Below are 23,406 nucleotides of genomic sequence, written 5' to 3'. Positions count from 1 at the left end.
TTGTCCTTCTTCCTGTACAGGAATGTGCCTGATGCGTATTGCAAGGGTAAGGGGAGGATACCCCAGCGGCGTCGCCGCGCTTCAACACTAATTCGCGCAGGGAACGGCGTTTTTCACGGATGTTTCCGGAAGGTTTCGTCGATTCCGGCAGCGAAATCCGTGGAATTGTGCGTGGACGCACGGCGAAACCCGCGCGGGATGCGCCCGGACGCCGCGGTGGCGCCCGGAGGTCACGCTCCCGTAACGACCGGCCGTTCCGGGTCGTTCGACCACGCCGAGTACGAACCCGCGTACAGAGCGGGCAGCGGAAGACCGGCGACGACCATGGCGAGGGCTTCGTGGGCAGCCGTGACGCCCGATCCGCAGTACACGCCGACGGGCGTGTCGGCGTCGATGCCGAGGCCGCGGAACCGTTCCGCCAGCGCGTCGGCGGGAAGCATCCGTCCGTCGGCGTCGACGTTGTCCGTGGTGGGTGCGCTGACGGCACCCGGGATGTGGCCGGGTCGCGGATCGACCGGCTCCACCTCGCCGCGGAAGCGTTCGCCCGCGCGCGCGTCCAGTAACACGGCGTGCGCCGAGGCGGCGAGGGCGGCGGCCGCGTCGCCGTCGAGGGTCGGAAGCGCGCCGAACTGCACGTGGATGCTGCCGGGGATCGGCGTAGCGCCGGGCCCCTTCTCGAGCGGCATCCCGGCGTCGCGCCAGGCGGCGATCCCGCCGTCGAGGACGCGGACGTCGCGCACGCCCGCGTGGCGCAGCAGCCACCACGCCCGAGCGGCCGACGTTCCTGAGGCGTCGTCGTACACGACGACGGAGTCGCCGTCGCCGAGGCCCCAGCGTCGCGCCGCCTCCTGGAAGGCGTCCGGCGACGGAAGGGGGTGGCGACCATCCGTGGGCTCGCCGTGACCGGCCAGCTCGGTGTCCAGGTCGACGTACACCGCGCCGGGGATGTGCCCGCGCTCGAACTCCTCGCGGCCGGGCGGTCCGCCCAGCTTCCAGCGGACGTCGAGCACGCGCCACGCCGAACGCCGCCGGCCGGCGCCGCTCCACAGGGATTCGGCCCCGAGAGCGACGTCCAGCGCGGCGGCGGTGATCAGCGGAGAGGTCTCCGTTGCCATATCAGCGACCGGTGGAGGCCTTGGCGTTCGACTCGTAGGAGGTGTTGGTGGACTCGAAGAAGTTCACCAGCTCCAGCGTGTCGTTGGCGGTCGCCATCCACTTGGCCGGGTTGGAGACCTTGTACTCGGCCTCGAAGCCCAGCTCCTCCAGACGGCGGTCGGCCAGGTACTTCACGTACTGGTTGATGTAGTTCGCGTTCAGGCCCAGGATGCCCCCGGGGAGGAGGTCGCGGTTGTACTGCTCCTCCATCTCCACGGCGTCCAGGATCATCTGGCGGATCTCGTTGGCGAACTCCGGCGTCTGCAGGTCCGGGTTCTCCTCCAGCACCGTCAGGATGAGGTTGATGCCGAACTTGAGGTGCAGCGACTCGTCGCGCACCACCCAGTCGATGAGCGAACCGAAGTTGCGCAGCAGGTTCCGCTGGCGGAACGAGAGCGCCACCATGAAGCCCGAGTAGAACCAGATCCCCTCGAGGATGACGTTGTACGCCACCAGGTTGCGGATGAAGTCCTGCTTGCCCTCGGTCGTCGTGATGTCGAGCGCCTGCTCGGTCATCCGCTTGATGAAGCGGACCTCGAACTCCTCCTTCTTCGCCATCGACGGCACGTCGACGTGGGAGTTGTAGGCCTGCTCGCGGTCGATCGGGAACGTCTCGAGGACGTACTCGAACGACATGCAGTGGTTCGCCTCCTCCCACATCTGCTTGGCGAGGTAGAGGTGCGCCTCGGCCGCGTTGATGTAGGGGTAGACACCGAAGGCCAGGGCCTTGTTGACGAGCAACTCGTTCGGGTTGAAGTAGCTCATCAGGAAGGTGACCGCGTGGCGCTCCTCGTCGGTCATCCGCTTGAAGTCGGCGATGTCCTCACCGAGCTGGATCTCGTTCGGGAACCAGGTGTTCGCGACGGCCTGGTCGTAGAGGTCCATCGCCCACTGGTACGTGACCGGCTTGAGCAGCAGGCCCTCTTCGATTCCCGTTCCCAGAATCCCCATGGTGTTCCGTCTCTTTCGTTATTCGGTGGGTCGGCGGGTTACTGGCAGGACTCGCACTGCAGGTCGTCCATCGGGTCGACCGGCACGTAGTACTCCTCGATCTTGGTGCTGTTCACTTGTTCTCACCGCCCGCCGGGGTGGAGGAACCGAGACCGCCGAAGCCGAAGCCACGGCGAGCGGGGGCGGAGGCCGGAGCGGTCTCCGTGACGGCGGGAGCCGCAGCCGGGGCCGGAGCGCCGGCGCCGACCGAGGCGAAGCCCTTGCGGCCTCCGCTGATCTCCTCGGCCTTGTTGACCTTGACGGTCGACTGCTCGGCCTGGTGACGCGGCTTCATGTGGAGGTAGTACGTCGTCTTGACGCCCTTCTCCCAGGCCGCGTAGTAGATGTCCATCATGTCGCCGAGGTCGCGCGTCTCGAGGTACATGTTGCGGCTGATCGCCTGGTCGATCCACTTCTGGGCGCGGGCCGCGACCTCGATGAAGGCGTACGGCGAGAGCTGGAAGCTCGTCTTGAACGTGGCCTTCACCTCGTCCGGGATCTCCGCTATGTTCTGGATGTCGCCCTGCGAGCGCAGGATCGCCTCGCGGACGTCCTGCCAGATGCCGCGCTCCTGCAGGGTCTCGACCAGGTTGCGGTTGACCTCGAGGAACTTGCCCGAGGAGGTCGACCGGCTGAAGATCTGCGAGAACTGCGGGTCGAAGCCGGGCGTGGTGCCCGCGACGAGGCCGATGGACGCGGTCGGCGCGATGGCCATGAGGGTGGCGTTGCGCATGCCGCCCTTGACCTTCTCGCGGAGACGGTCCCAGTCGAGGCGGATGGTGCGGTCCACGGTGATCGGGACGCCGCGGTCGGCCTCGGTGAGGGCGATCGAGTCGTAAGGCACGAGACCCTGCGACCAGCGGGAACCCTCGAAGTTCGGGTACGCGCCGCGCTCCTGCGCCAGGTCGGCGCTCTCGTCGATGGCGGCGTACGAGACGTGCTCCATGATCTCGTCGATCAGCTGGTAGGCCTCTTCGCTCTCGTAGCTCAGGCCGAGCTTCTCGACGACGTCGGTGAAGCCCATGACGCCGAGGCCGATCGCGCGGTTCTGCTGGTTCGAGAAGTCGGCCTCGGGAACGCTCGACACGGTGATGTCGATGAGGTTGTCGAGCTGGCGGACCGCCTGGCGGGCGCTGGCCTCGATGCGCTCCCAGTCCATCTTCCCGTCGACCAGGTGACGCGACAGGTTGATCGACGCGAGGTTGCAGACCGAGACGTTGTCGCGGTCCTGCGGCAGCGTGATCTCGGTGCACAGGTTGGAGAGGTGGATGGTGCCCGTGTTGTTGTTGAGGGCACGGTTGTTGATCGTGTCCTTCCAGGTCAGCCACGGGTGGCTGGTGGTCTGGAGGCTCATCAGGATGTCCTTGAACTGCGCGCGAGCGCTGATCTTCTTGAACATCTTGAGGTTGCCTGCCTCGGCCTCGGCGACGTAGTGCGCGTAGCGCTCCGAGAAGGCCTTGCCGTACAGCTCGTTGAGGTCGGCGACCTCCAGCGGGTCGAAGAGGTACCAGTCCTCGTCGTTCTGGACGCGCTTCATGAACTCGTCGCTGATCCACACCGCGGTGTTGGCGGTGCGGGTGCGGCGGTACGGGTCGCCGGAGTTCTGACGGAGGTCGAGGAACTCCGGGAAGTCCATGTGCCAGTTCTCCATGTAGAAGCACAGGGCGCCGAACTTCTTGCCGCCGCGGCTGACCGCGCGCAGCACCGAGTCGATCGTGTGCATGAACGGGATCGGACCGGTGGAGGTGGTGTTGTTGGAGCGGATGGGCGAGCCCTGCGCACGCAGCTTGGTGACCGAGAGGCCGATGCCGCCGGTGCCCTTGGTGAGCCACATGACGTCGCGGACGCTCTTCGCGATGTGCTCGATGTCGTCCTGCATCTCCATGACGAAGCAGTTGGAGAGCTGCGGGTAGGCGGTTCCGGCGTTGACCAGGGTCGATCCGGCGGCCAGGTACTCGAGCTTCGACATCTTGTCGTAGAACGCGATGGCGTGGCTCGTGGGGTCGGCCTCGTTGAGGGAGAGGCCCATCGCGATGCGCATCCAGAAGAACTGGGGCACCTCGAGGGAGTCGCCGTTGCGCGCCTTGATGCCGTAGCGGTTGTTGAGGGTGACGACGCCGATGTACTTCAGCAGCTCGTCGCGCGAGGGGTCGAGGTAGCCGGCCAGGCGGTCGAGGTCGAACGCGGTCGTGAAACGGCCGTCGAGCAGCGTCTCGGCGACGCCCCGCTCGATGTAGCCGCGGAAGCGGGAGGTGTGGAGCTCGACGAGCTCGTCGTGGCTCTCGTAGTCGCCGAGCACGCGCTTGTAGATCGTCTTGAGGAGGAGGCGCGCGGCGACCGTGTCGAACGCCGGGTCGTCCTTGACGTTCTGGAGGGCGACCTGGATGACCGCCTCATCGAGCTGCTGCGTCGTGATGCCGTCGAAGAGCGTGAGCTCGAGCTCGCTCGCGATCTGCGTCACCCACGTGATGTTCTCGTCAAGACCCTGGGCCGCATTCTCGATGGCCAGGTTGATCTTGTTGGCGTCGTACGGCTCGCGCTCGCCGTTGCGCTTCACGACTGTGATAGCCACTGTCTCTCCCTCATTCGCTAAGCCGCGTGAGCGGCGGAAATCCCCGCGGAACCGTGCCTTCCCGCATCGGGGGGAGGCTGACCGGCTCTGTGTGCTCGACCACTATATAGCGGGGGTCCGACATTTCCACTCCCCCACATCTAGTGGGCGTGTCGTCCACAGATGGGGAGAAGTTATGCACAGTTTCCACACCCCACGAAGGGGGGATGGACAGTGTGGATACTCCCGCAGAACCGCCTCCGCGACCGATAGTGTGGATGGCTGTGAGCACCTACACGAGCCTTCTGAAGACGCCGGGCGTCGCCCGCATCATCGCGGCTCAGCTCACCGCACGCTTCCCGTTCGGCATGCTGTCGCTCGCCTTCCTGCTGCACATCGAGCGCGTCCACGACTCGTACGGCGCCGCGGGTCTGGTGCTCGGCGCGATGAGCATCGGACAGGCCATCGCCGGGCCGATGACCAGCCGGCTGATGGGCGTCCTGGGCATGCGCGTCGTGCTCTGGACGACCCTCGCGCTGTGCTCGGTGGCGGTCGCCGCGATCGGCCTCTTCGTCATGCCCATCCCCCTGACCATGGGCGTTGCGTTCTTCGCCGGCCTCAGCATGCCGCCCATCCAGCCGGCCGTCCGCACGATCTATCCGAAGATGGTCAACTCGCGGCAGCTGACCCCGCTGTTCTCGCTCGACGCCTCGGCGCAGGAGATCATCTGGATCGCCGGCCCGGTCGCCATCACCTTCGTCTCGACCCAGATCGGGACCGTCGAGGGCATCCTGATGTCGGTCGCGATCATGCTCGCCGGCGGATGCTGGTTCATCTCGTCGCCCGAGGTCGGCCGGGTGCGCATCCCGCGCAGCAAGCGGCGGTTCGGGACGGTGCTGGCGCGGCCGCCCGTGCTGCTCGCGACGGTCGTCGGCTTCCTGCTCATCGGCTCCTGTTCGGCGGTCGAGGCCGGAGTGGTCGCGACGTTCGGAGAGGGGTCTCCGCTCGCGGGCATCGTGCTCGCCATCTGGTCGCTCGGCTCGCTGGTCGGGGGCCTCGCGTTCGGTCACGTGCCGATCGGACCGTGGGCGACCGCGCGGCGCATGCTCATCGTCTTCGTCGGCGTCGTGCTGTCGACGTTCATGCTGTGGTCGTGGTGGGGGCTGTCGCTCACCCTCCTGATCGCCGGTCTCGGCATCGCCCCCGCCCTCGCCGTGCTGTTCGCGATCGTGTCGGCGAGCGTGAAGTTCTCCGACACCGCGGAGGCCTACGGCTGGGTCGGAACCGGCCAGCTCATCGGAGCCGCCCTCGGTTCCGCGGTCGCGGGCTTCCTCATCGACGGCGTCGGTGCGGTCGGCGCCTTCTGGGTGGCGGGGGCCTTCGCCCTGGTCGGCTTCGTCGTGCCCGCCCTGGCGCACCGCATCCACCCCGACCTGCGCGGTCGCGACGCCTCCCCCATCCCCGACACGGAGCCCGTCCCCGTCCAACCCTCCTAACCCCCTACCCCCACCTCCCTTTCGCCGAAGTGCACGTAGTGGCGGCAATTTCACCGTTTTAGCGACCACAACGTGCACCTCGACAAAGCCGGGGCTGTGGATAACCGGATGCACGGGGCGGCAGCCGAGACGATGTGCAGATGGGACGACATCTCGCCGAACTGGACGACGCGCTCACCGACGGCCCCTTCACCACGCGAGCGGGTGCTGAGACGGGGGTGACCCGCTCCCGGATGCGCGCCGGCGACCTCATCACGCCGATTCGCGGGGTCCGCATCCCCCTCTGTGCGGACGGTCTCGAAGCCCGCCTACGCGCATACGCTCTGCACCGCAACCGGGATTTCGCGTTCAGCCACACGACGGCAGCCCGGCTGTACGACATCCCCGTACCGGCGGAACTCCCGCCAGGCATCCATGTCAGTGTGCCCGACCCCGGACGACCGCCGTCGATTCACGGGTTCATCGGACACAAGCTGCGCCGCTGGGATGTGCGCGTGGTCGGAGGCTTGCCCGTCACGACACCGGAGCAGACCTGGATCGACCTCGCTTCCCTTCTGTCGGTGTCCGCCCTCGTCGTCGCCGGCGACTTCTTGATCGGCGGACGTCATCCACTGACCGACAAGAACGCCCTGCGCGCAGCGATCACTGCCGCGTCGGGTCGGCGAGGCATCGCCCGCGCGCGATCGGCCTTCGAGAAGATTCGCGTCGGCTCCGAGTCGCCGGGCGAGACGCGTTTGCGCCTCGCGTTGCACGAGGCCGGCTTGCCCGAGCCACTCCTCAACGTCGATATCTGCGACGACGACGGCCGCTTCGTCGCTCGTGCAGATCTGGCCTACCCGGCATCCCGAATCGCGCTCGAGTACGAGGGCGATGTCCACCGCGTGGATCGGGCGACCTGGATGAAGGACATCGGCCGCCGGGAACGCGTAGAAGACCTGGGTTGGCGCATGGTGCGGGTGACCGCGGCGGACCTCCGCGAGCCGCACACCCTAGCTTCGCGGGTCCGTCACCTGCTCCGCACCCGGTGAATGATCGTCGAGGTGCACGTCGTGGTCGCAATTCCGTCGGAATAGCCGCCACAACGTGCACCTCGGCGGAGGGGGCCCGGGGGCGAGGGGGCGGAGCGGAGGGGAGGCGGAGCTACCAGCGGGGGTGGACGGAGGCGCGGAAGTGGGTGTCGTAGATGCGGTGCACGGCCTCGTCGAAGCCGGAAGGGAGGCGCACGTCGGCCGCGGCCGCGTTCGCGCGCGCCTGCTCGGGCGAGCGGGCGCCGGGGATGACGGTGGTGACGCCCTCCTGCGCGATGATCCACGCGATGGCCGCCTGCGCGGGCGTCGCGCCCTCGGGCACCAACTCCGCGAACTCGCGCGCGGCCTTCACGCCCTCCTCGAAGTCCACGCCCGAGAAGGTCTCGCCCACGTCGAACGCCTCGCCGTGGCGGTTGTAGGTGCGGTGGTCGTCCGCCGCGAACGTCGTCTGCTCGCTGTACCGGCCGCTCAGCAGCCCGGAGGCCAGCGGCACCCGCGCGATGATGCCGACGCCGGCCTCGCGCGCCGCCGGGAGCACCCGGTCGAGCGGCTTGAGGCGGAAGGCGTTCAGGATGATCTGCACCGTCGCCGTGCCGGGCCGCGCGATCGCCGCCAGCGCCTCGTCCACGGTCTCCACGCTGACGCCGTAGTTCTCGATGGCGCCCTCCTCCACCAGCGTGTCGAGCGCGTCGTACACCGCGTCCGTCGAGAAGACGGGAGTGGGAGGGCAGTGCAGCTGCACCAGGTCCAGCCGGTCGACGCCGAGGTTGCGGCGCGAGCGGTCCGTCCACTCGCGGAACTTCGGCAGGGTGAAGTTGGCCGGATCCTGCGCTTCGCGCCGCCCCATCTTGGTCGCGACGGTGAGCGGCAGTTCTGGGTGCTCGGTCACGAACCGCCCGATGATCTGCTCGCTGCGGCCGTCGCCGTAGACGTCGGCGGTGTCGAAGAAGGTGACGCCGGATTCCGCCGCCGCTTCGAGCACACCGAGGGCGTCGTCTTCCGACACGTCTCCCCAGTCCGCTCCGAGCTGCCAGGTGCCGAGTCCGACGACCGACACCTCCCGTCCTGTTCCGCCGAGGATGCGCTGTTCCATGCCCTCAGCCTATGCCGGGCGGGATGCGGTGTCCGGGGGTTGCGATCCACCGCTTCCCGGCCACCATGCGGGCGTGAGCCGCCCGACGAGAGCGAGGAACGCATCCACGTCGCGCGGCCGCGGGCGCGTGAGCCAGACGTCGATCGCCCCGATGGTGCCGTCGGCGAGGTAGCGCGCGATCGCTCGGCGTTCCCCGTCGTCGTCCGCCGGGACGACGAGGCTGTGCTGGTCGAGGAGCAGTTCGATGGACGCCTGGAAGTGCTCGCTGAGCATGGCGTGCAGACTCGCCGCGCCGCTCTCGGTCCCCAGCCCGCGCCGGTAGATGATGTCGTGGTCGTCAACGTGCCGCAGCACCGCGCGGGTGACGCCGACGACGGCGGCTCCGGCATCCGACGGTTCGACGTCGACGAGGTACTCGGTGCGGAGCGCATCCAGCTCCGACCGCAGCACGCTCTCCAGCAGGGCGGCGGGTGACGGCGCGTACTCGTACACCGTCGAGCGGTGGACGCCGGCCGCCGCGGCGAGCGCCGACACCGTGACCTCGCTCACCGGCCCGCGACTGGCGAGGTCGAGGATGGTGGCGCTGAGCCGGGCGAGCGTTTTCTGCTGGCGTGCATCCACCGGACGATCGTACAATGGAGTTATCCGACAGTTGTCGGATAACGAAAGGAGATCTTCATGGCTCAGTACGATGTCGCCGACCGGTCCGCGATCGTGACCGGAGGCGGCTCGGGCATCGGCCGCGCCGTCGCCCTCACCCTCGCGGCGAGCGGCGCCTCGGTCCTCGTGACCGACCTGAACGAGGAGCACGCGAAGGCCGTCGTCGACGAGATCACGGCAGCCGGAGGCACCGCTCGCGCGCTCGCCGGGGATGTGACCGACCCGGAGTTCGCGACCGCCAGCGTCGCTGCGGCGAACGAACTCGCTCCGCTCCGCATCGCCGTCAACAACGCCGGCATCGGTGGCGCCTCCGCCCCGGTCGGCGAGTACCCGGTCGACTCCTGGAGGAAGGTCATCGAGGTCAACCTCAATGCCGTCTTCTACGGGATGCAGCCCCAGCTCGACGCCATCGCGGCCAACGGCGGCGGCGCCATCGTGAACATGGCGTCCATCCTGGGCAGCGTCGGATTCGCCAACTCGTCCGCGTACGTCACCGCGAAGCACGCCCTGCTGGGCCTCACCCAGAACGCCGCGCTCGAGTACGCCGGCCAGAACGTGCGCGTCGTCGCCGTCGGTCCCGGCTTCATCCGCACCCCGCTCGTCGCATCGAATCTGGATGCCGACACCCTGAAATTCCTCGAGGGCAAGCACGCGCTCGGCCGCCTGGGCGAGCCGGAGGAGGTCGCCGCGCTCGTCGCGTTCCTCGCCTCGGATGCCGCGAGCTTCATCACCGGCAGCTACCACCTGGTCGACGGCGGCTACACCGCCCAGTAATCCTCCACAGCCTCCGGCTTTCCACAGAAGAGCCGGAGGCCTGCCGTGCTCGGTCGCGCTCGCCTAGGGTGAGGAACGTGACCGAGCACGACACCTCCCCCGACGCCACTCTGCTGTCCGACGACCTCCTCTCCCGCATCCGGGAGCGAGCCGTCGGCTACGACCGCGACAACCGGTTCTTCACAGAAGACTTCGCCGAACTGGCCGACGAAGGCTACCTCCGCGCCCTCGTGCCGACCGAGTTCGGCGGCCTGGGGCTCAGCCTGCAGCAGACCGCGCGCCTGCAGGCGCGCCTGGCCGGGGCCGCGCCCGCGACCGCCCTCGCCGTGAACATGCACCTGGTCTGGACGGGCATCGCCAAGACACTTCGCGACCGTGGCGACGACTCCCTGGAGTTCGTGCTCCGGGAGGCGGGCCAGGGCGAAGTCTTCGCCTTCGGTCTCAGCGAGGCGGGCAACGACCTGGTGCTGTTCGGCTCGACGACGGAGGCGCGGCCGGAATCTGACGGGTCGTATCGGTTCCACGGCAGAAAGATCTTCACGTCCCTCTCCCCCGCATGGACCCGGTTGGGCACGATGGGCCTCGACAGCACGAGCGACGACGCCCCCAAGATCGTGTACGGCTTCATCGAGCGCACCGGCGGCGGCTTCGAGATCCGGGAAGACTGGGACACGCTCGGGATGCGTGCGACGCAGAGCAACACGACGGTGCTCGACGGTGCGCGAGCCTCTGCCGACCGCGTCGTGCGGCGCCTCGACCCCGGTCCGAATCCGGACCCGCTCGTGTTCGCCATCTTCGCGAACTTCGAGATCCTGCTCGCCGCGGTCTACACGGGCATCGGATCACGGGCTCTCGATCTCGCGGTCGAGGCGGCCCACCGCCGCACGAGTCTCAAGAACGACGGGCGCAGCTACGCGAACGACCCGGACATCCGGTGGCGCGTCGCCGAAGCCGCGATCGAGCAGGATGCTCTGCTCCCCCAGCTGGATGCGCTGGCCGGCGACGTCGACACCCTCGCCGACCACGGCCGGCTGTGGTTCCCGAAGCTGGTCGGACTGAAGGTCCGGGCCACCGAGACTGCGCGGCGGGTCGTGGATCAGGCGATCCGCGTCTCGGGAGGCTCCACCTTCTTCGCCGGCAACGAGCTGGGGCGCCTGTACCGCGATGTTCTCGCCGGGATCTTCCATCCCTCCGACGCCGAGTCGGCGCACAACACCGTCGCGAACGCCTGGCTCGGGCCGATCGAAGACTGAACCGGGCACGACAGCACCGGGAGAGGAGACGCACATGCAGGAGATCACAGCGCGCCACTTCGCGGAGCGCCTGGAGCGCGGCGCGACCCAGGCCCGCGCGGCGGGATTCGACGGCCTGGTGATCGCGCCCGGCCCCGACCTCGCCTACTTCGCCGACTACCTTCCCGTTGCCACGACCGAACGGATCACCCTGCTCGTCATCCCGGCCGACGGCGAGCCGACGATGCTCGTACCTGCGCTCGAGCACGGCGGCGCCGCCGAGACCCGCGCCGCTGGGGCGATCCGGCTGACCGACTGGTCCGACGGTCAGGACGAGTACGTCCCGGCGGCCGCACTGCTCCGGCCGGACGGCCGATACGCGATCTCCGACGCGACCTGGGCGATGCACCTGCTCGGCCTGCAGGAGAGGCTGCCCGACGCGCGCTTCGCCGCCATCTCCAACGCCTTGCCGATGCTGCGGGCGGTCAAGACCGGCGACGAGGTCGACCGGCTCGCGGCCGCCGGGGCCGCGGCCGACGCGACCTTCGAGGACATCCTGCGCGTTCGGTTCGCCGGACGCACCGAACTGCAGGTGGCGGCCGACCTCGACCGGCTGCTGCGCGAGCACGGTCATGCGCAGGTCGACTTCACGATCGTCGCCTCCGGTCCGAACGGCGCCGACCCCCATCACGAGCCGGGCTCCCGGACCATCGTCGAGGGCGACATGGTCGTCCTCGACTTCGGCGGCCTGCTCGACGGCTACGGCTCCGACACGACCCGGGCCGTCCACGTCGGCGAGCCCACGGACGAGGAGCGCGAGGTGTTCGACGTGGTCGCGTTGGCGCAGCAGACGGCCTTCGAGGCGGTGGCCGTCGGCGTCCCGTGCGAGGAGATCGACCGGGCCGCCCGGCGGGTGATCCGCGAGGCGGGATACGGCGAGTTCTTCATCCACCGGGTCGGGCACGGCATCGGAGTGACCACGCACGAACCGCCGTACATGGTCGAGGGCGAGCACCATCCCATCGAGGCGGGGATGTGCTTCTCCATCGAGCCGGGCATCTACCTGCCCGGTCGATTCGGGGTCCGGATCGAGGACATCGTCGTCGCGGCGGAAGACGGCGCGCACCGGCTGAACAACTCCAGCAGGGAGCTGCACCTGGTCGGCTGAGAAGAGGCTGCTGAAAAGGCGCGCCGAGAAGAGGCTCTAGCGCACGGCGCGGTCGACCGCGACCTGCTGCGCGGCGGCGAGGGTCCGGCGCCGCCGCACGAACGGCAGGGCGATCAGGCGCCAGCCGACGAGGAACACGCCGAGCACGACGGCAGCCACGGCGATGAACGACGGCTGGACGCCCTGGCCCGCGGATGTGCGGATGAGCATCCCCACAGCGACCGTCATCAGCCAGACGGGGATGCCCGGCCAGATGATCGCGAGCGGACGGTACCAGGCCCACGTCACCAGCCAGCCGACGACCAGACCGACGAGGAACGGCCAGAGGGTGTCGAGGATCCCGAGGACGGAGTTCGCCTCTCCGTGACTGCGGCGCCCGATGAGCACGAAGAGGGTCACGAGGGCCACGTCGATGACGAATGCCGCGAGCGCGGTCCTCCAGGATTTCACGGGCACCAGGCTACGCGGACACCCCCGAGCGTTCGCTGGACGGGAGCCGAATTGATACCGGTGGTTATCCACAATCGGCAGCCTGTCCACAACCTCGGTCCACGGTCGACATAGCGTCCATACCCCCTCAATAGACTGGCGTCAGATCCGCCCCGCCCGAGCCCTGGAGCCCCGTTGCCGAACTTCGACTTCCTCACCCAGCCCGCTCTCCCGCGCCCGGATGTCACGGCCGACGACGCGGCGGCGATCGCGGCGGCGCACTTCGGCCTCGACGGCCGCATCACCGAGCTCGGCAGCAACCAGGATCGCAACTTCCGCATCGACACCGGCACCGACCGGTACGTGCTGAAGCTCGCCAACCCCGTGTTCTCCGCCGACGAACTGCGGGCTCAGAACGCGGCCCTCCGCGCGCTCGCGGGGTCGGGCATCCGCATCCCTGAGGTCCTCGAGACCACCGGCGGGGACGAACTGATCGAGGTCGACGTCCGGGGCACGACCCTGCTCGCCCGCGTGCTGCGCTACCTGGACGGCGACCCGCTCACCGACGTCGGCCGTCCGACGCGCGAACAGCTGCGCACTCTCGGCACCCTCGCCGGCCGCGTCGCCGCCGGGCTCTCGGCGCTCCGTCACCCCGGTCTCGACCGGACGACGCAGTGGGATGCGCGCGTCAGCGGCGAGGTCGTCGACCTGCTGATCGAGCACGTCGCCCAGCCGGCGAAGCGCTCCGTCGTGCGGGAGGCGACCGACGCCGCCCTCGCCCGGCTGCACCCGGTCCGCGACCGGCTGCGCGTCCAGGCGGTCCACGGCGACGTGACCGACGACAACATCGTGCTCGGCGACGACGGACCCGGCGTGATCGACTTCGGCGACGTGTCCGACGGCTGGCTCGTGGCCGAACTGGCCGCGACCGTCACGAGCGCCCTGCACCACCTTCCGGACGAGCCGCTCGCCGTACTGGACGTCATCGAGGCGTTCAACGCCGAGTCGCCGCTCGACGACGCCGACCTCGCCGCACTATGGCCGCTGGTCGTCCTCCGCGGCGCCGTGCTCGTGGTCAGCGGCGAGCAGCAGGTCGCGCTGGAGGCCGACAACGTCTACGCCGCCGAGAACCGTGCGCACGAGTGGGTCGCGTTCGACGTGGCCCGACGACTGAATGCGGCGGAGCTGGAGACGCTGATCCGCGCCCGGCTCGCCCGGTCCGCGGTCACCGGGGCGCCGACCGGACTCGGCCGCTTGATCGCACTCACCCCCACTCCCGAGAACCTCGCCGACCTCTCCGTCACCGCCCGCGACCTCGATGCGGGAGCCTGGCTGGCGGTGGATGCGGAGGATGCTGTCCTGGCCCGCGTGTGCCGCGAGCACGGGCACGCCGTCACCCGGTACGGCGAAGCGCGCCTGACCCGCGCTCGGACCGACCGCGCCCTGCCCTCCGCGACCGTCGCCCTCGCCGTGACACTGGATGCGCCCACCGGCGTCGAGGTGACCGCCCCGTTCGCGGGCGAGCTGGCCCTCGTCGGCGGCTCCTGGCTGCTGCGCGGTGACGATGCCGACCTGTGGCTGGACGGCCTCACCCGTCCACTCACGACCGCGACGGTTACGGCCGGCACGCCGATCGGCACGGCCATCCGCCTCACGGCGCAGCTCAGCACGCTTCGCGGCCACCGCCCGCCGTCACTCGTCACGCCGACGCTCCCGTTCTCGTCCTGGACGGCCGTCTCCCCCGATCCGTCGGCGCTGTTCGGCGTCGACCTCGCGGTGGCGGAGCCCGATCCGGAGGGGTCGCTGGCCCGACGGGACGCGACCTTCGCGCAGGTTCAGGAGCACTACTTCGCGCATCCACCGCTGATCGAACGCGGCTGGCGGCACCACCTCGTCGACACACAGGCCCAGAGCTACATCGACATGGTCAACAACGTCACGCAGATCGGCCACGGGCACCCGCGGCTGGTCGACGCGGTCCGGGACCAGTGGGCGCGGCTGAACACGAACTCGCGGTTCCACTACGACGAGCTCTCCCGCTTCACCGAGCGCCTGGTGGAGATCGCGCCCGAGGGGCTCGACACCGTCTTCCTGGTGAACAGCGGCAGCGAGGCGGTCGACCTCGCGCTCCGCCTGGCCCAGATCCACACCGGCCGCCGGACGATCCTGGCGGTGACCGAGGCCTACCACGGCTGGACCATCGGGTCGGACGCCGTCTCGTCGTCCCTCGGCGACAACCCGCGCGCCCTGGAGACCCGGCCCGACTGGGTGAAGCTCGTCGCCGCTCCCAACTCGCTGCGCGGGCGCCACCGCGGCCCCGACTCCGCGGCCGCCTACCTGGCTGACCTCGACGCCGACCTGGCGGAGCTGGAGGCGACCGGCACCGAGGTCGCGGGCTACGTCGCCGAGCCGGTGTTCGGAAATGCGGGCGGCCTCATGCTCCCCGACGGCTACCTGGCCGGGGTCTACGAGCGCATCCGCGCGCGCGGCGGCGTCTGCATCGCCGACGAGGTCCAGGTCGGCTACGGCCGGCTCGGGCACTATTTCTGGGGTTCCGAGCAGCAGGGGGTCGTGCCGGACGTCATCACGATCGCGAAGGCGATGGGCAACGGGCAGCCGCTCGGAGCCGTCATCACCCGGCGTGAGATCGCGGAGTCGTTCGCGGCCGAGGGCAGTTTCTTCTCCTCCGCCGGCGGCAGCCCCGTCTCGTCGGTGGTCGGCCTCACCGTGCTCGACGTCATGCGCGACGAGGGCCTCCAGCAGAACGCCGCAACGGTCGGCGACCACCTCGCCGCGCGTCTGCGTGAACTGGCCGAGCGGCATCCGCTCGTCGGCGCCGTCCACGGCATGGGCCTGTACCTCGGCATGGAGCTTGTCCTCGACCGCGAGACGCTGCAGCCCGCGACCGCGGAGGCGGCGCTGGTGTGCGACCGCATGCTGGCTGAGGGCTGCATCGTCCAGCCGACCGGCGACTACAAGAACGTGCTCAAGATCAAGCCGCCGCTCTGCATCACGCGCGAGAGCGCCGATCGCTTCGCGGACGCGCTCGACCTCGTGCTGGCGACCCTGTAGGCCGGAGGACGCGGCGCGCCTCCTCTCCGATCGCGGCGGCGACGGCGTCGAGCGCGGCTGAACGCAGCGACCACTGGTGCCAGTACAGCGGAACCTCCGCCGTCCGCTCGTCGTCGAGCACCACCAGCGCGCCGGAGGCGACGAGCGCATCCGCCTGCAGATCGGGCAGCATCCCCCAGCCGAGCCCGTGCACCGCCGCTTCGACGAACTGGGTGGACGCCGGGATGTAGTGGCGCGGCGGTCGGGCACCGGGCGCGAACACGTCGAGGTAGCGGTCCTGCAGGGCGTCCTTACGGTCGAACACCAGCATCGGCGCGACGGCGGCCGCCTCCGGACTCCAGCCGTCGGGGCACCAGCGCGCGACGAACGCGGGGCTCGCCGTGGCGCGGTAGACCATCGAGCCGAGCGGCCGGGAGGTGCACCCTTGCACGGGCTCCGGGTCGGATCCGATCGCCGCCAGCGCCGTCCCGTCGCGCAGGCGGTCGAGGGTGTGCTCCTGGTCGTCGATGGCCAGCTCGTACGCGACGCCGTCGAGCCGGGCGAGCGCGGGAAGCACCCAGGTGGCGAGGGAGTCGGCGTTGACGACGAGCGGGAGCGGCGTGGCGGCCGCCTCATCGTCATCGCCCGCCAGCTCGGCCGCGGCCTCCGCCTCCAGCAGGGTCAGCTGGCGGGCCAGGCGAAGCAGGACGCTGCCAGCCTCGGTCGGCTCGACCGGCTTGCTGCGCCGGACGAGCACCCGCCCGCTCTGCTCCTCGAGCGCCTTGATGCGCTGGCTGACCGCCGAGGGGGTGATGTGGAGCGCAGCGGCGGCCGCCTCGAAGGTCCCGCCGTCCACCACGGCGGCGAGGGTCCGCAGGTGCTCCACGTTCGCCATATGAAGGGATGCTAATCCATCATCACGAACCTGAGCTGTACTTAGCCCACGCACAGCCCTAGCGTCGAGGAGTGCTCGCAACGTTCTTCACCGGCCTCGGCTCGGCCGCATCCCTCATCGTCGCCATCGGCGCGCAGAACGCCTTCGTCCTCCGCCAGGGGCTGCGCCGCGAGCACGTCCTCCCCATCGTCCTCATCTGCGTGATCAGCGACGCGCTCCTCATCGCGGCGGGCGTGGCGGGCATCGGGGTTCTCGTGAAGAACGCCCCCATCGCACTGGAAATCGTCCGCTGGGCCGGCTTCGCCTTCCTCCTCGGCTACGCCGTCTTCGCCGCGCGCCGGGCGCTCAAGCCGGAGTCGCTGACCGCCTCCGGCGCCGTGGCCGGATCCCTCGCCGCGGCCGTCGGCACCTGCCTCGCGATCACCTGGCTCAACCCGCACGTCTATCTCGACACCGTGCTGCTTCTGGGCTCGCTCTCGGCATCCCACGGCGACCCGGGCCGCTGGGTCTTCGGCGCGGGCGCCGCGACCGCCAGCCTGCTCTGGTTCGGTCTGCTCGGCTTCGGTGCGCGGTTCGCCGCTCCCGTGTTCGCGAAGCCGATCGCCTGGCGCATCCTGGACGGCGGGATCGCAGTGCTCATGGTCGTGCTCGCGATCCTGCTGGTCGTCTAGCCCGGCATGCCGCGCATCTCAGCGGAGACCGTCCAGGTGCGCCGCCAGCACGCCGACAGCCTGCCTGCGCTCCTCTGGTCCGTCCTCCCAGAGCAGGTGGAGAGCGACGCCGTCGACCAGGGCGTGCAGCCGGTCGGCCTCGGCCGGCGCATCCGCTCCCGCCCGAAGCTCCCCCGCCCGTTCGAGTTCCGCGATCAGGCGGACGCACAACTCGCGGATGGCGGCGTTGAACTCGAGCAGGACCGGTCGGAGCTGCCCGCTGCTGAGCGCCAGCGCGCCGAGCTGGAGGTGTGCGGTCAGCTCGATCCGACGCTCCTCGTCGAGGGGCAGCAGTTCCTCCAGAACGGCGAGCACGGCCATCCTGCCCTCGCCGCGAACTCGTTCGATGCGACGTGTCGCGTTCTGCCGGATGTGCTCGAGGCAGAAGCGGCGCAGCGCATCCTGCTCGGGGAAGGCCCGGCGGAGGGATGCGGTGGCGATGCCCGCTTCGGCCGCCACATTGCGCACCGACAGGCCCGCCAGGCCGTCGCGCGCCAGCACGCGCAGAGCCGCCTCGGCGATCTCGCGGTCGCGCTCCTCGTGGTCGATCAGCCGGGGCATCGTCAGCTGCCCGACGCGGCCGGCTGCGCGGTCTTCTTGGGCCAGATCGTGTAGCTGACCGCCCAGAGCACGTCGATGCCGAGGATCACTCCGAGGAGGGGGAAGAAACCGAGCAGCTCCGCGGTGCGCTCGGGAGCGCCGACTGCGAGGATCAAGACGCCGAGGATCGCCGCGGCGACGGCGCATGCGAGCAGCGTTCGCCCGGCATCCTTCCAGCAGGCGACCGTGTACGCCCACCGTGTCGGCTTCGGACGCGGCTCGGCACCACGGAAGCGCTGCGCGAACTTCGCGTCGGCCCAGGAGATCATCCGGTGCCCGTAGGCGACCGAGATGCCGATGTAGAGGGCGGCGAGGCCGTGATGCCAGGATGCCGTGGCTCCTCCGATCAGGTCGGCGGCGACCAGCACCAGCAGCACGACGTCGATGAGCGGCCCCGCGATGAGAAGCGCGGCGCCCACGCGGGGCTTCCCCGCCGGATAACGGGCGATCAGGCCGGCGACGATGGCCACCCAGAACCCGATCTCGCACGCCACGATCGCCAGCAGAATCATCTCGCCCCCGCATCCCTCTGTGTTAGCACGACTGTACCAACAAACAAGGATGGGAGCGAACGCAGGCAAACAAAAAGGCCGCCCGACTGGGCGGCCTTTCCGGTTCTGGTGGAGCTAAGGAGATTCGAACTCCTGACCTCTTCGATGCGAACGAAGCGCGCTACCAACTGCGCCATAGCCCCGGGGAACTGCTTAGAAACAATAGCACCCCTCGCGGGTCCCGTCGAAATCGAGCACGGCTCAACTGGCCGCTCGGCGACGACGCAGGACGGCGTCCAGGTCCATGCTTCCGGTGTCCGCATCATCGAGAATCCCCATGCTCGCGTAGCGGCTCGGGACGGTCGCCGCAGCGGGCGCGGAAGCCACCACGGAGGCCGCCACCGGGGCCACTGCGGACGCGACAGCGGACGGGACCGTCGACTCCGCGACCGGGCGCTCCACGGCCCGCAGAGGGACGGGCGCGGCCACCGGCGCGGGCGGTGCGACCTCGGCCGCCTTCCGCTCGAACTCGGCACGGGCAGCCGCGCGGCGCAGCTCCGCGGCGGCATCCACCGACGCCATCGCGGCGGCCGCGACGGTGCCGGGCGACAGGTGCAGCGGCTTCGGGAGCGGGCGGGGCGTCCAGCTCTGACGCAGGCGCTCCTGCACCGGGACGTCGTCATGCTGAGCGTCGTCATAGAGCTCCGGCGCGACGACGGACGTGCGCACCAGGGGCTGGGCGACCCCGGTGGCGCGCTCCGGACGCGCGAGGCGGCCGAGCATCCATCCGGACAGCGCGACCGCGCCGACCGAGGCGGCGGCGAGCAGCCACGCTCCGGTCTCGAAGAGCAGAACTGTGCCGGAGACGAGCCCGATCAGTCCGGCGACGAGCACGAGGGTCGAGAGCCCGCGCGCCCGGCGGAGACGGCGGCGGCGCTGCGGCGACAGGGCAGGCCGAGAAGTGGATGTGGCGAGCACACGAGCGCGCTGCGCGGCGGCCGCGCGGGCGGCACGCTCCAGGGCGATCGCCTCCGCGGCGGCCCGCTCCGCCTCCTCTGCCGCGCGGCGGCGCTCCTCCGCGAGTGCCTGCTCGCGGCGCGCGTGGGCGGCGGCCTCCGCGCGAGCGGCGGCGAGGGTCTTCTGCTCCGACCTGCGGAGGATGCGCTGCTGCTCCGCGACCGTCCGGGCGGTGGCCTCGAGGCGCACCTCGTCGGGGAGCTCGCTGGTCTCGGCGAGGATGCGCAGCGTCTGCTGCAGCCGCACGGCGTTCCGCTCCGTGGCGAGATACTCGCGGCGGCGCAACCACACCGGGACCAGATAGGCGAGCCACAAAGCGGCCGCGAGCGCGACGACGACCCCACCGCCCATCACATCCCCGTTCATGTCCTCTACGGTAGGGGCGGCGACGGCCGTGCCTCGGTCACCCGCGGGGGTGTGTCACCCGATCCAGCGCGCTTTCAGCACATTTCCACCGGAAGCACACGGCTGAACGGCCCGGGGATGAGAACCGGCTCAGTAATGCCGGGCGATCGGCAGCGGGATGGCCGCCGCCGCGCGGTCCTCCGCGGGAATGATCGCGGCGTCCTCCGGGACGTTGTGGTCGAGCCAGCGACGCAGCACGCCCTGGGTCAGCTCCTCCGACACCAGCGCGAAGCAGAAGTGGTCGCGCCAGTCGCCGTTGATGTGGATGTAGCGGCGCCGCAGCCCCTCATAGCGGAAGCCGAGCTTCTCGACCACGCGCAGGCTCGGGCCGTTCTCGGGCCGGATGCAGATCTCCATCCGGTGAAGCCCCAGCTGGTAGAAGCAGTAGTCGGTCGCCAGCGCCACCGCGGTCGGGGTGATGTTGCGGCCGGCGAACTCTTCGGCGATCCAGTAGCCGATCGTCGCGCTCGACAGCGAGCCGTACGCGATCGACGAGACGTTCAGCTGCCCGGCGAGGCGCCCGTCCCACTCGACGATGAACGGCAGGCCGTGCCCGGCGCGCGCGTTCGCCAGCAGGGACCGGATGCTCGCCCGGGTGTCGAACGAGCCGGGCGCGTACGGGCTCGTCGCCTCCCACTGCCGCAGCCAGCTGCGGTTGTCGAGCAGCGAACGCTCCAGCGGCCGCGCGTCGCGCAGGCGGATGGGACGCAACCCCACGCGACCCTCGGTGAGGGTGGGGACGACGAGCGCCAACGGAGTCCTCCTTCGGCCGGCCGTCAGCGGGACCGGTCGGAGAGCGTCTGGATGGGCCCGGTCGGGTCGACGGGCATCTCCTCGACGAAGTCCACGGGCTCGTCCGCGAGCTCCGCGGCGAACTCGCGGAGCCACGGGCGCAGATCGGGACCGAGGTCCTCACGGTCGACGGCGAGCCGGACGATCGCCTTGATGTAGTCGAGGCGGTCGCCGGTGTCGTAACGGCGGCCGCGGAAGACGACGCCGTAGACGCCGCCGGTCCAGTCGGGCGCCTCCGCCATGGACTGCAGCGCGTCGGTCAGCTGGATCTCTCCGCCCCGACCCGGCTCGGTGCGCTCCAGGACGTCGAAGACCTCCGGGCGCAGCACGTAGCGGCCGATGACGGCGTAGTTCGAGGGGGCGTGCTCCTTGTCCGGCTTCTCGACGAGGCCGGTGATACGGACCACGTCCTCCTCGTCGGTCTTCTCGACGGCGGCGGCGCCGTAGAGGTGGATGGAGTCGGGGTCGACCTCGAGGAGGGCGACGACGCTGGCGTGGCGCTGCGACTGCACGGTCAGCATCCGGCTCAGCAGGTCGTCGCGCGCGTCGATGATGTCGTCACCGAGCAGCACGGCGAACGGCTCGCGGCCGACGTGCATCTTGGCCCGCAGGACGGCGTGGCCGAGGCCCTTCGGGTCGCCCTGGCGCACGTAGTGCATGTCGGCGAGGGCGGTGGAGTAGTTGACCTTCTCGAGCCGGTCGGTGTCGCCCTTCTTGGTGAGGGTCTCCTCCAGTTCGGCGTTGCGGTCGAAGTGGTTCTCGAGGGCGTTCTTGTTGCGGCCGGTGACCATCAGGACGTCGTGCAGGCCCGCATCCACGGCCTCCTCGACGACGTACTGGATGGCGGGCTTGTCCACGACCGGCAGCATCTCCTTGGGCATCGCTTTCGTCGCCGGGAGGAAGCGGGTTCCGAGGCCGGCTGCGGGGATCACTGCTTTCGTAACGCGGTCGTGATTTGCCATGCCGCCTACAGTATCCGCATTTCGGCGGTGCACAGGATGGCATCTCCTAGGATTGCCGTATGGACTCGGACACTGCCGCTCATCGCAAGCGTGCCCTGCGTGCGGAGCTCCGCGAGCGCCGGCAGAACCTCACGACGACCGAGCGTCAGACCGCGACGGCGGGCCTGACCCGCAACCTCGTCGACCTCGCGACCGACCTCTCCGCCCGCTCGGTGGCGGCGTACCTCTCCACTCCGGTGGAGCCGGACACGCGCCCCTTCCTCAACTGGGCGCACACGCAGGGCCTTCGTGTCCTGCTGCCGATCTCGCGCGAGGACGGCCTGCTCGACTGGACCACGGGCGACGGCGAGACCGAGACCGAAGGCCTGTTCGGCCTGCCCGAGGCGGTCGGCGAGCTGCTCGGGCCGATCGCGATCAACGACGTCGACCTCATCCTGGTGCCGGCGGCCGCGGTCGATGCGACCGGGATGCGGATGGGCTGGGGTCGCGGATACTTCGACAAGACGCTGGGCAGCATGGAAAAATGTCCCCCGGTGTACGCCGTCCTGTTCGACGGCGAACTGGTGGACGAGGTGCCGCGCGAGCGTCACGACCAGCCGGTGGACGGCGCGGTCACGCCGACCCGCATCGTCCAGTTCACCTGACCCCCCACCCCGACAGCGAGCGCAGCGGAAGAAGAATGCCGACCTACTCCTACTCGTGCCGCGACTGCGGCCACGCCTTCGACATCCAGCAGGCCTTCACCGACGACGCCCTCACGGTGTGCCCGAACTGCGGCGGATCGCTCCGCAAGGTGTTCGGGACCGTCGGCGTGACGTTCAACGGCTCCGGGTTCTACCGGACCGACTCGCGCGGCGGGGCGAAGAAGGCGGACTCGGGTTCGTCGTCGTCTTCGTCGGGCTCGTCGTCTTCCTCGTCCGGCTCGTCCTCCTCCGGCTCCACCTCGTCCAGCTCCTCCACCTCCTCGACCCCGTCGACTCCGTCGTCGGGCTCCGCCGCGTAGAAGGGTTCGTTCCGGTCATGCTCAAAGGGTTCAAGGAGTTCATCCTCCGCGGAAATGTGATCGACCTGGCGGTCGCGGTCGTCATCGGCGCCGCGTTCACGGGCGTCGTCACCGCCATCGTGAACAACCTGATCAATCCACTCATCAGCGCGTTCTTCAAGGCGAGCGATCTGGACAACGCGATGATCGTGACCCTCAACAACTCGGACATCAAGTTCGGGGCGGTCCTCGGTGCGGTGATCAACTTCCTGATCGTCGCCGTGGTCGTCTACTTCGTCTTCGTCTACCCGCTGAACCAGGTCAAGAAGCGGGCAGAGCGCCTGCGCAAGAAGGGCGTCGTCGAGCCGGAGGCTCCCATCACGGAGCTCGACCTCCTCACCGAGATCCGCGACCTGCTGCAGGCGCAGCAGTCGCCGCCGCAGCCCTCGGGCAAGCACGCCGACCCCCTCACCTAACCCCTCCCGCGCCCTCCCGCGGAGCCTTCACCGCTGAAGTGCACGTTGTTGCGGTCGACACGCCGCGCAACCCCACAACTACGTGCACTTCGAGGATTTCGAACGCTCGCGGCCGCGCCGTCTCCCCGAGCCGTCATCCGCCGAGGTGCACGTTGTTGCGGGTGACACGCCGCGCAGGTGCGCAACTACGTGCACTTCGACGAGAAGAGGAGGGGATGCGGAGGGGTGCGGCGGGCTACCAGTGCGGGGGGACGTCGCGGCGGAGTTGCTCGTCGTTCGACGACCAACTGGGGGCGTTGTCGGAGTCGGGGGCTGCCGGCGGGAGCGTCGGGCCCTCGCGCGGGTCGACGCGCGGCGCGGGGTCGGTTCCGGGCGCGCCTGGGCGCTGCACGCGGCGGTGCCGCCGCCTTCCGGGTGTCTCGCTCATCCCGTCCAGCCTAGAACGGACG

23 protein-coding genes and 1 tRNA gene are annotated in these 23,406 nt (G+C 69.8%); 10 read left to right on the top strand and 14 right to left on the bottom strand.

Annotation, left to right across the window (positions count from 1 at the left end):
• Window positions 1-230 precede the first annotated feature (230 nt).
• From AXZ95_RS16560 to AXZ95_RS16545, 3 genes are all read right to left on the bottom strand, one after another.
• Complete coding sequence (locus AXZ95_RS16560) at window positions 231-1,115, bottom strand: sulfurtransferase (RefSeq protein ID WP_018191679.1); 885 nt, start codon at window positions 1,113-1,115, stop codon at window positions 231-233.
• A gap of 1 nt (window position 1,116) precedes the next feature.
• Window positions 1,117-2,106, bottom strand: coding sequence for a ribonucleotide-diphosphate reductase subunit beta (locus tag AXZ95_RS16555; protein ID WP_018191680.1), 990 nt, complete (start codon window positions 2,104-2,106; stop codon window positions 1,117-1,119).
• 112 nt (window positions 2,107-2,218) lie between these two features.
• Entirely contained in the window at window positions 2,219-4,717 is a 2,499-nt protein-coding gene (locus AXZ95_RS16545) for a ribonucleoside-diphosphate reductase subunit alpha (protein ID WP_026307251.1), read from the bottom strand.
• A 263-nt stretch (window positions 4,718-4,980) separates the two neighbouring features.
• Here AXZ95_RS16545 and AXZ95_RS16540 point away from each other — a divergent pair, with 263 nt between their 5' ends.
• Window positions 4,981-6,192: an MFS transporter gene (locus AXZ95_RS16540; RefSeq protein ID WP_018191682.1), complete on the top strand. Its 1,212-nt coding sequence runs from the start codon at window positions 4,981-4,983 to the stop codon at window positions 6,190-6,192.
• A gap of 140 nt (window positions 6,193-6,332) precedes the next feature.
• The gene (locus tag AXZ95_RS16535) at window positions 6,333-7,220 is read left to right on the top strand and encodes a hypothetical protein (RefSeq protein ID WP_018191683.1); all 888 of its coding nucleotides are present in this window, start codon (window positions 6,333-6,335) and stop codon (window positions 7,218-7,220) included.
• 112 nt (window positions 7,221-7,332) lie between these two features.
• Here the strand turns inward: AXZ95_RS16535 and AXZ95_RS16530 are convergent, their stop codons facing one another.
• Window positions 7,333-8,313 (bottom strand): aldo/keto reductase, encoded by a 981-nt coding sequence (locus AXZ95_RS16530; protein WP_018191684.1) that lies wholly within the window; start codon window positions 8,311-8,313, stop codon window positions 7,333-7,335.
• 9 nt (window positions 8,314-8,322) lie between these two features.
• Window positions 8,323-8,934, bottom strand: a complete 612-nt coding sequence (locus tag AXZ95_RS16525; protein ID WP_018191685.1) for a TetR/AcrR family transcriptional regulator — start codon at window positions 8,932-8,934, stop codon at window positions 8,323-8,325.
• A gap of 57 nt (window positions 8,935-8,991) precedes the next feature.
• On the opposite strand from AXZ95_RS16525, the gene AXZ95_RS16520 reads away from it, so the two are divergent.
• The 3 genes from AXZ95_RS16520 (at window position 8,992) to AXZ95_RS16510 (ending at window position 12,147) form a co-directional block, all read left to right on the top strand.
• A complete protein-coding gene (locus AXZ95_RS16520; RefSeq protein ID WP_018191686.1) occupies window positions 8,992-9,747 on the top strand; it encodes an SDR family NAD(P)-dependent oxidoreductase in 756 nt (251 codons plus the stop codon).
• 77 nt (window positions 9,748-9,824) lie between these two features.
• Window positions 9,825-11,000, top strand: a complete 1,176-nt coding sequence (locus tag AXZ95_RS16515) for an acyl-CoA dehydrogenase family protein (RefSeq protein ID WP_018191687.1) — start codon at window positions 9,825-9,827, stop codon at window positions 10,998-11,000.
• 34 nt (window positions 11,001-11,034) lie between these two features.
• Window positions 11,035-12,147 (top strand): aminopeptidase P family protein, encoded by a 1,113-nt coding sequence (locus tag AXZ95_RS16510; RefSeq protein WP_018191688.1) that lies wholly within the window; start codon window positions 11,035-11,037, stop codon window positions 12,145-12,147.
• A gap of 36 nt (window positions 12,148-12,183) precedes the next feature.
• On the opposite strand, the gene AXZ95_RS16505 is transcribed toward AXZ95_RS16510, so the two are convergent.
• Window positions 12,184-12,603 (bottom strand): DUF3054 domain-containing protein, encoded by a 420-nt coding sequence (locus tag AXZ95_RS16505; protein WP_018191689.1) that lies wholly within the window; start codon window positions 12,601-12,603, stop codon window positions 12,184-12,186.
• Window positions 12,604-12,771: 168 nt separating this feature from the next.
• Here AXZ95_RS16505 and AXZ95_RS16500 point away from each other — a divergent pair, with 168 nt between their 5' ends.
• The gene (locus AXZ95_RS16500; RefSeq protein WP_018191690.1) at window positions 12,772-15,648 is read left to right on the top strand and encodes an aminotransferase; all 2,877 of its coding nucleotides are present in this window, start codon (window positions 12,772-12,774) and stop codon (window positions 15,646-15,648) included.
• On the opposite strand, the gene AXZ95_RS16495 is transcribed toward AXZ95_RS16500, so the two are convergent.
• Window positions 15,587-16,522 carry a LysR family transcriptional regulator ArgP gene (locus tag AXZ95_RS16495; RefSeq protein ID WP_018191691.1) on the bottom strand — a complete coding sequence of 312 codons (936 nt, stop codon included), beginning with the start codon at window positions 16,520-16,522 and terminating at the stop codon, window positions 15,587-15,589. The two genes, AXZ95_RS16500 and AXZ95_RS16495, sit on opposite strands and share 62 nt — an antisense overlap.
• A gap of 71 nt (window positions 16,523-16,593) precedes the next feature.
• Between AXZ95_RS16495 and AXZ95_RS16490 the strand changes: the two genes are divergently transcribed.
• Window positions 16,594-17,193, top strand: a complete 600-nt coding sequence (locus AXZ95_RS16490; RefSeq protein ID WP_018191692.1) for a LysE/ArgO family amino acid transporter — start codon at window positions 16,594-16,596, stop codon at window positions 17,191-17,193.
• Between the two features lie 18 nt (window positions 17,194-17,211).
• On the opposite strand, the gene AXZ95_RS16485 is transcribed toward AXZ95_RS16490, so the two are convergent.
• The 6 genes from AXZ95_RS16485 to galU form a co-directional block, all read right to left on the bottom strand.
• Window positions 17,212-17,793, bottom strand: a complete 582-nt coding sequence (locus AXZ95_RS16485) for a TetR family transcriptional regulator C-terminal domain-containing protein (RefSeq protein ID WP_018191693.1) — start codon at window positions 17,791-17,793, stop codon at window positions 17,212-17,214.
• Window positions 17,794-17,795: 2 nt separating this feature from the next.
• Window positions 17,796-18,344: a hypothetical protein gene (locus tag AXZ95_RS16480; protein ID WP_018191694.1), complete on the bottom strand. Its 549-nt coding sequence runs from the start codon at window positions 18,342-18,344 to the stop codon at window positions 17,796-17,798.
• Between the two features lie 106 nt (window positions 18,345-18,450).
• Window positions 18,451-18,526, bottom strand: a tRNA-Ala gene (locus AXZ95_RS16475).
• A gap of 58 nt (window positions 18,527-18,584) precedes the next feature.
• The gene (locus AXZ95_RS16470) at window positions 18,585-19,706 is read right to left on the bottom strand and encodes a hypothetical protein (protein ID WP_018191695.1); all 1,122 of its coding nucleotides are present in this window, start codon (window positions 19,704-19,706) and stop codon (window positions 18,585-18,587) included.
• A 129-nt stretch (window positions 19,707-19,835) separates the two neighbouring features.
• Window positions 19,836-20,498 (bottom strand): GNAT family protein, encoded by a 663-nt coding sequence (locus AXZ95_RS16465; RefSeq protein ID WP_018191696.1) that lies wholly within the window; start codon window positions 20,496-20,498, stop codon window positions 19,836-19,838.
• Between the two features lie 23 nt (window positions 20,499-20,521).
• A complete protein-coding gene (gene galU / locus AXZ95_RS16460; RefSeq protein ID WP_043742478.1) occupies window positions 20,522-21,499 on the bottom strand; it encodes a UTP--glucose-1-phosphate uridylyltransferase GalU in 978 nt (325 codons plus the stop codon).
• Window positions 21,500-21,558: 59 nt separating this feature from the next.
• On the opposite strand from galU, the gene AXZ95_RS16455 reads away from it, so the two are divergent.
• The 3 genes from AXZ95_RS16455 to mscL are packed head-to-tail and all read left to right on the top strand — an operon-like array spanning window position 21,559 to window position 22,957.
• Window positions 21,559-22,143 carry a 5-formyltetrahydrofolate cyclo-ligase gene (locus AXZ95_RS16455; protein WP_018191698.1) on the top strand — a complete coding sequence of 195 codons (585 nt, stop codon included), beginning with the start codon at window positions 21,559-21,561 and terminating at the stop codon, window positions 22,141-22,143.
• Between the two features lie 35 nt (window positions 22,144-22,178).
• Window positions 22,179-22,502, top strand: a complete 324-nt coding sequence (locus AXZ95_RS16450; RefSeq protein ID WP_020487542.1) for an FmdB family zinc ribbon protein — start codon at window positions 22,179-22,181, stop codon at window positions 22,500-22,502.
• Between the two features lie 17 nt (window positions 22,503-22,519).
• On the top strand, window positions 22,520-22,957 hold the full coding sequence (gene mscL / locus AXZ95_RS16445; RefSeq protein ID WP_020077115.1) for a large-conductance mechanosensitive channel protein MscL: 438 nt from the start codon (window positions 22,520-22,522) through the stop codon (window positions 22,955-22,957).
• A 235-nt stretch (window positions 22,958-23,192) separates the two neighbouring features.
• Here mscL and AXZ95_RS16440 read toward each other — a convergent pair whose 3' ends face one another.
• Window positions 23,193-23,384 (bottom strand): hypothetical protein, encoded by a 192-nt coding sequence (locus AXZ95_RS16440; RefSeq protein ID WP_133638943.1) that lies wholly within the window; start codon window positions 23,382-23,384, stop codon window positions 23,193-23,195.
• Between the last annotated feature and the right edge of the window lie 22 nt (window positions 23,385-23,406).

This window comes from Leifsonia sp. 115AMFTsu3.1, assembly GCF_004362795.1.
GTDB lineage: Bacteria > Actinomycetota > Actinomycetes > Actinomycetales > Microbacteriaceae > Leifsonia.
The sequence above is the reverse complement of the archived record's forward strand: the minus strand, read 5'-3'. Positions and strand labels throughout refer to the sequence as shown.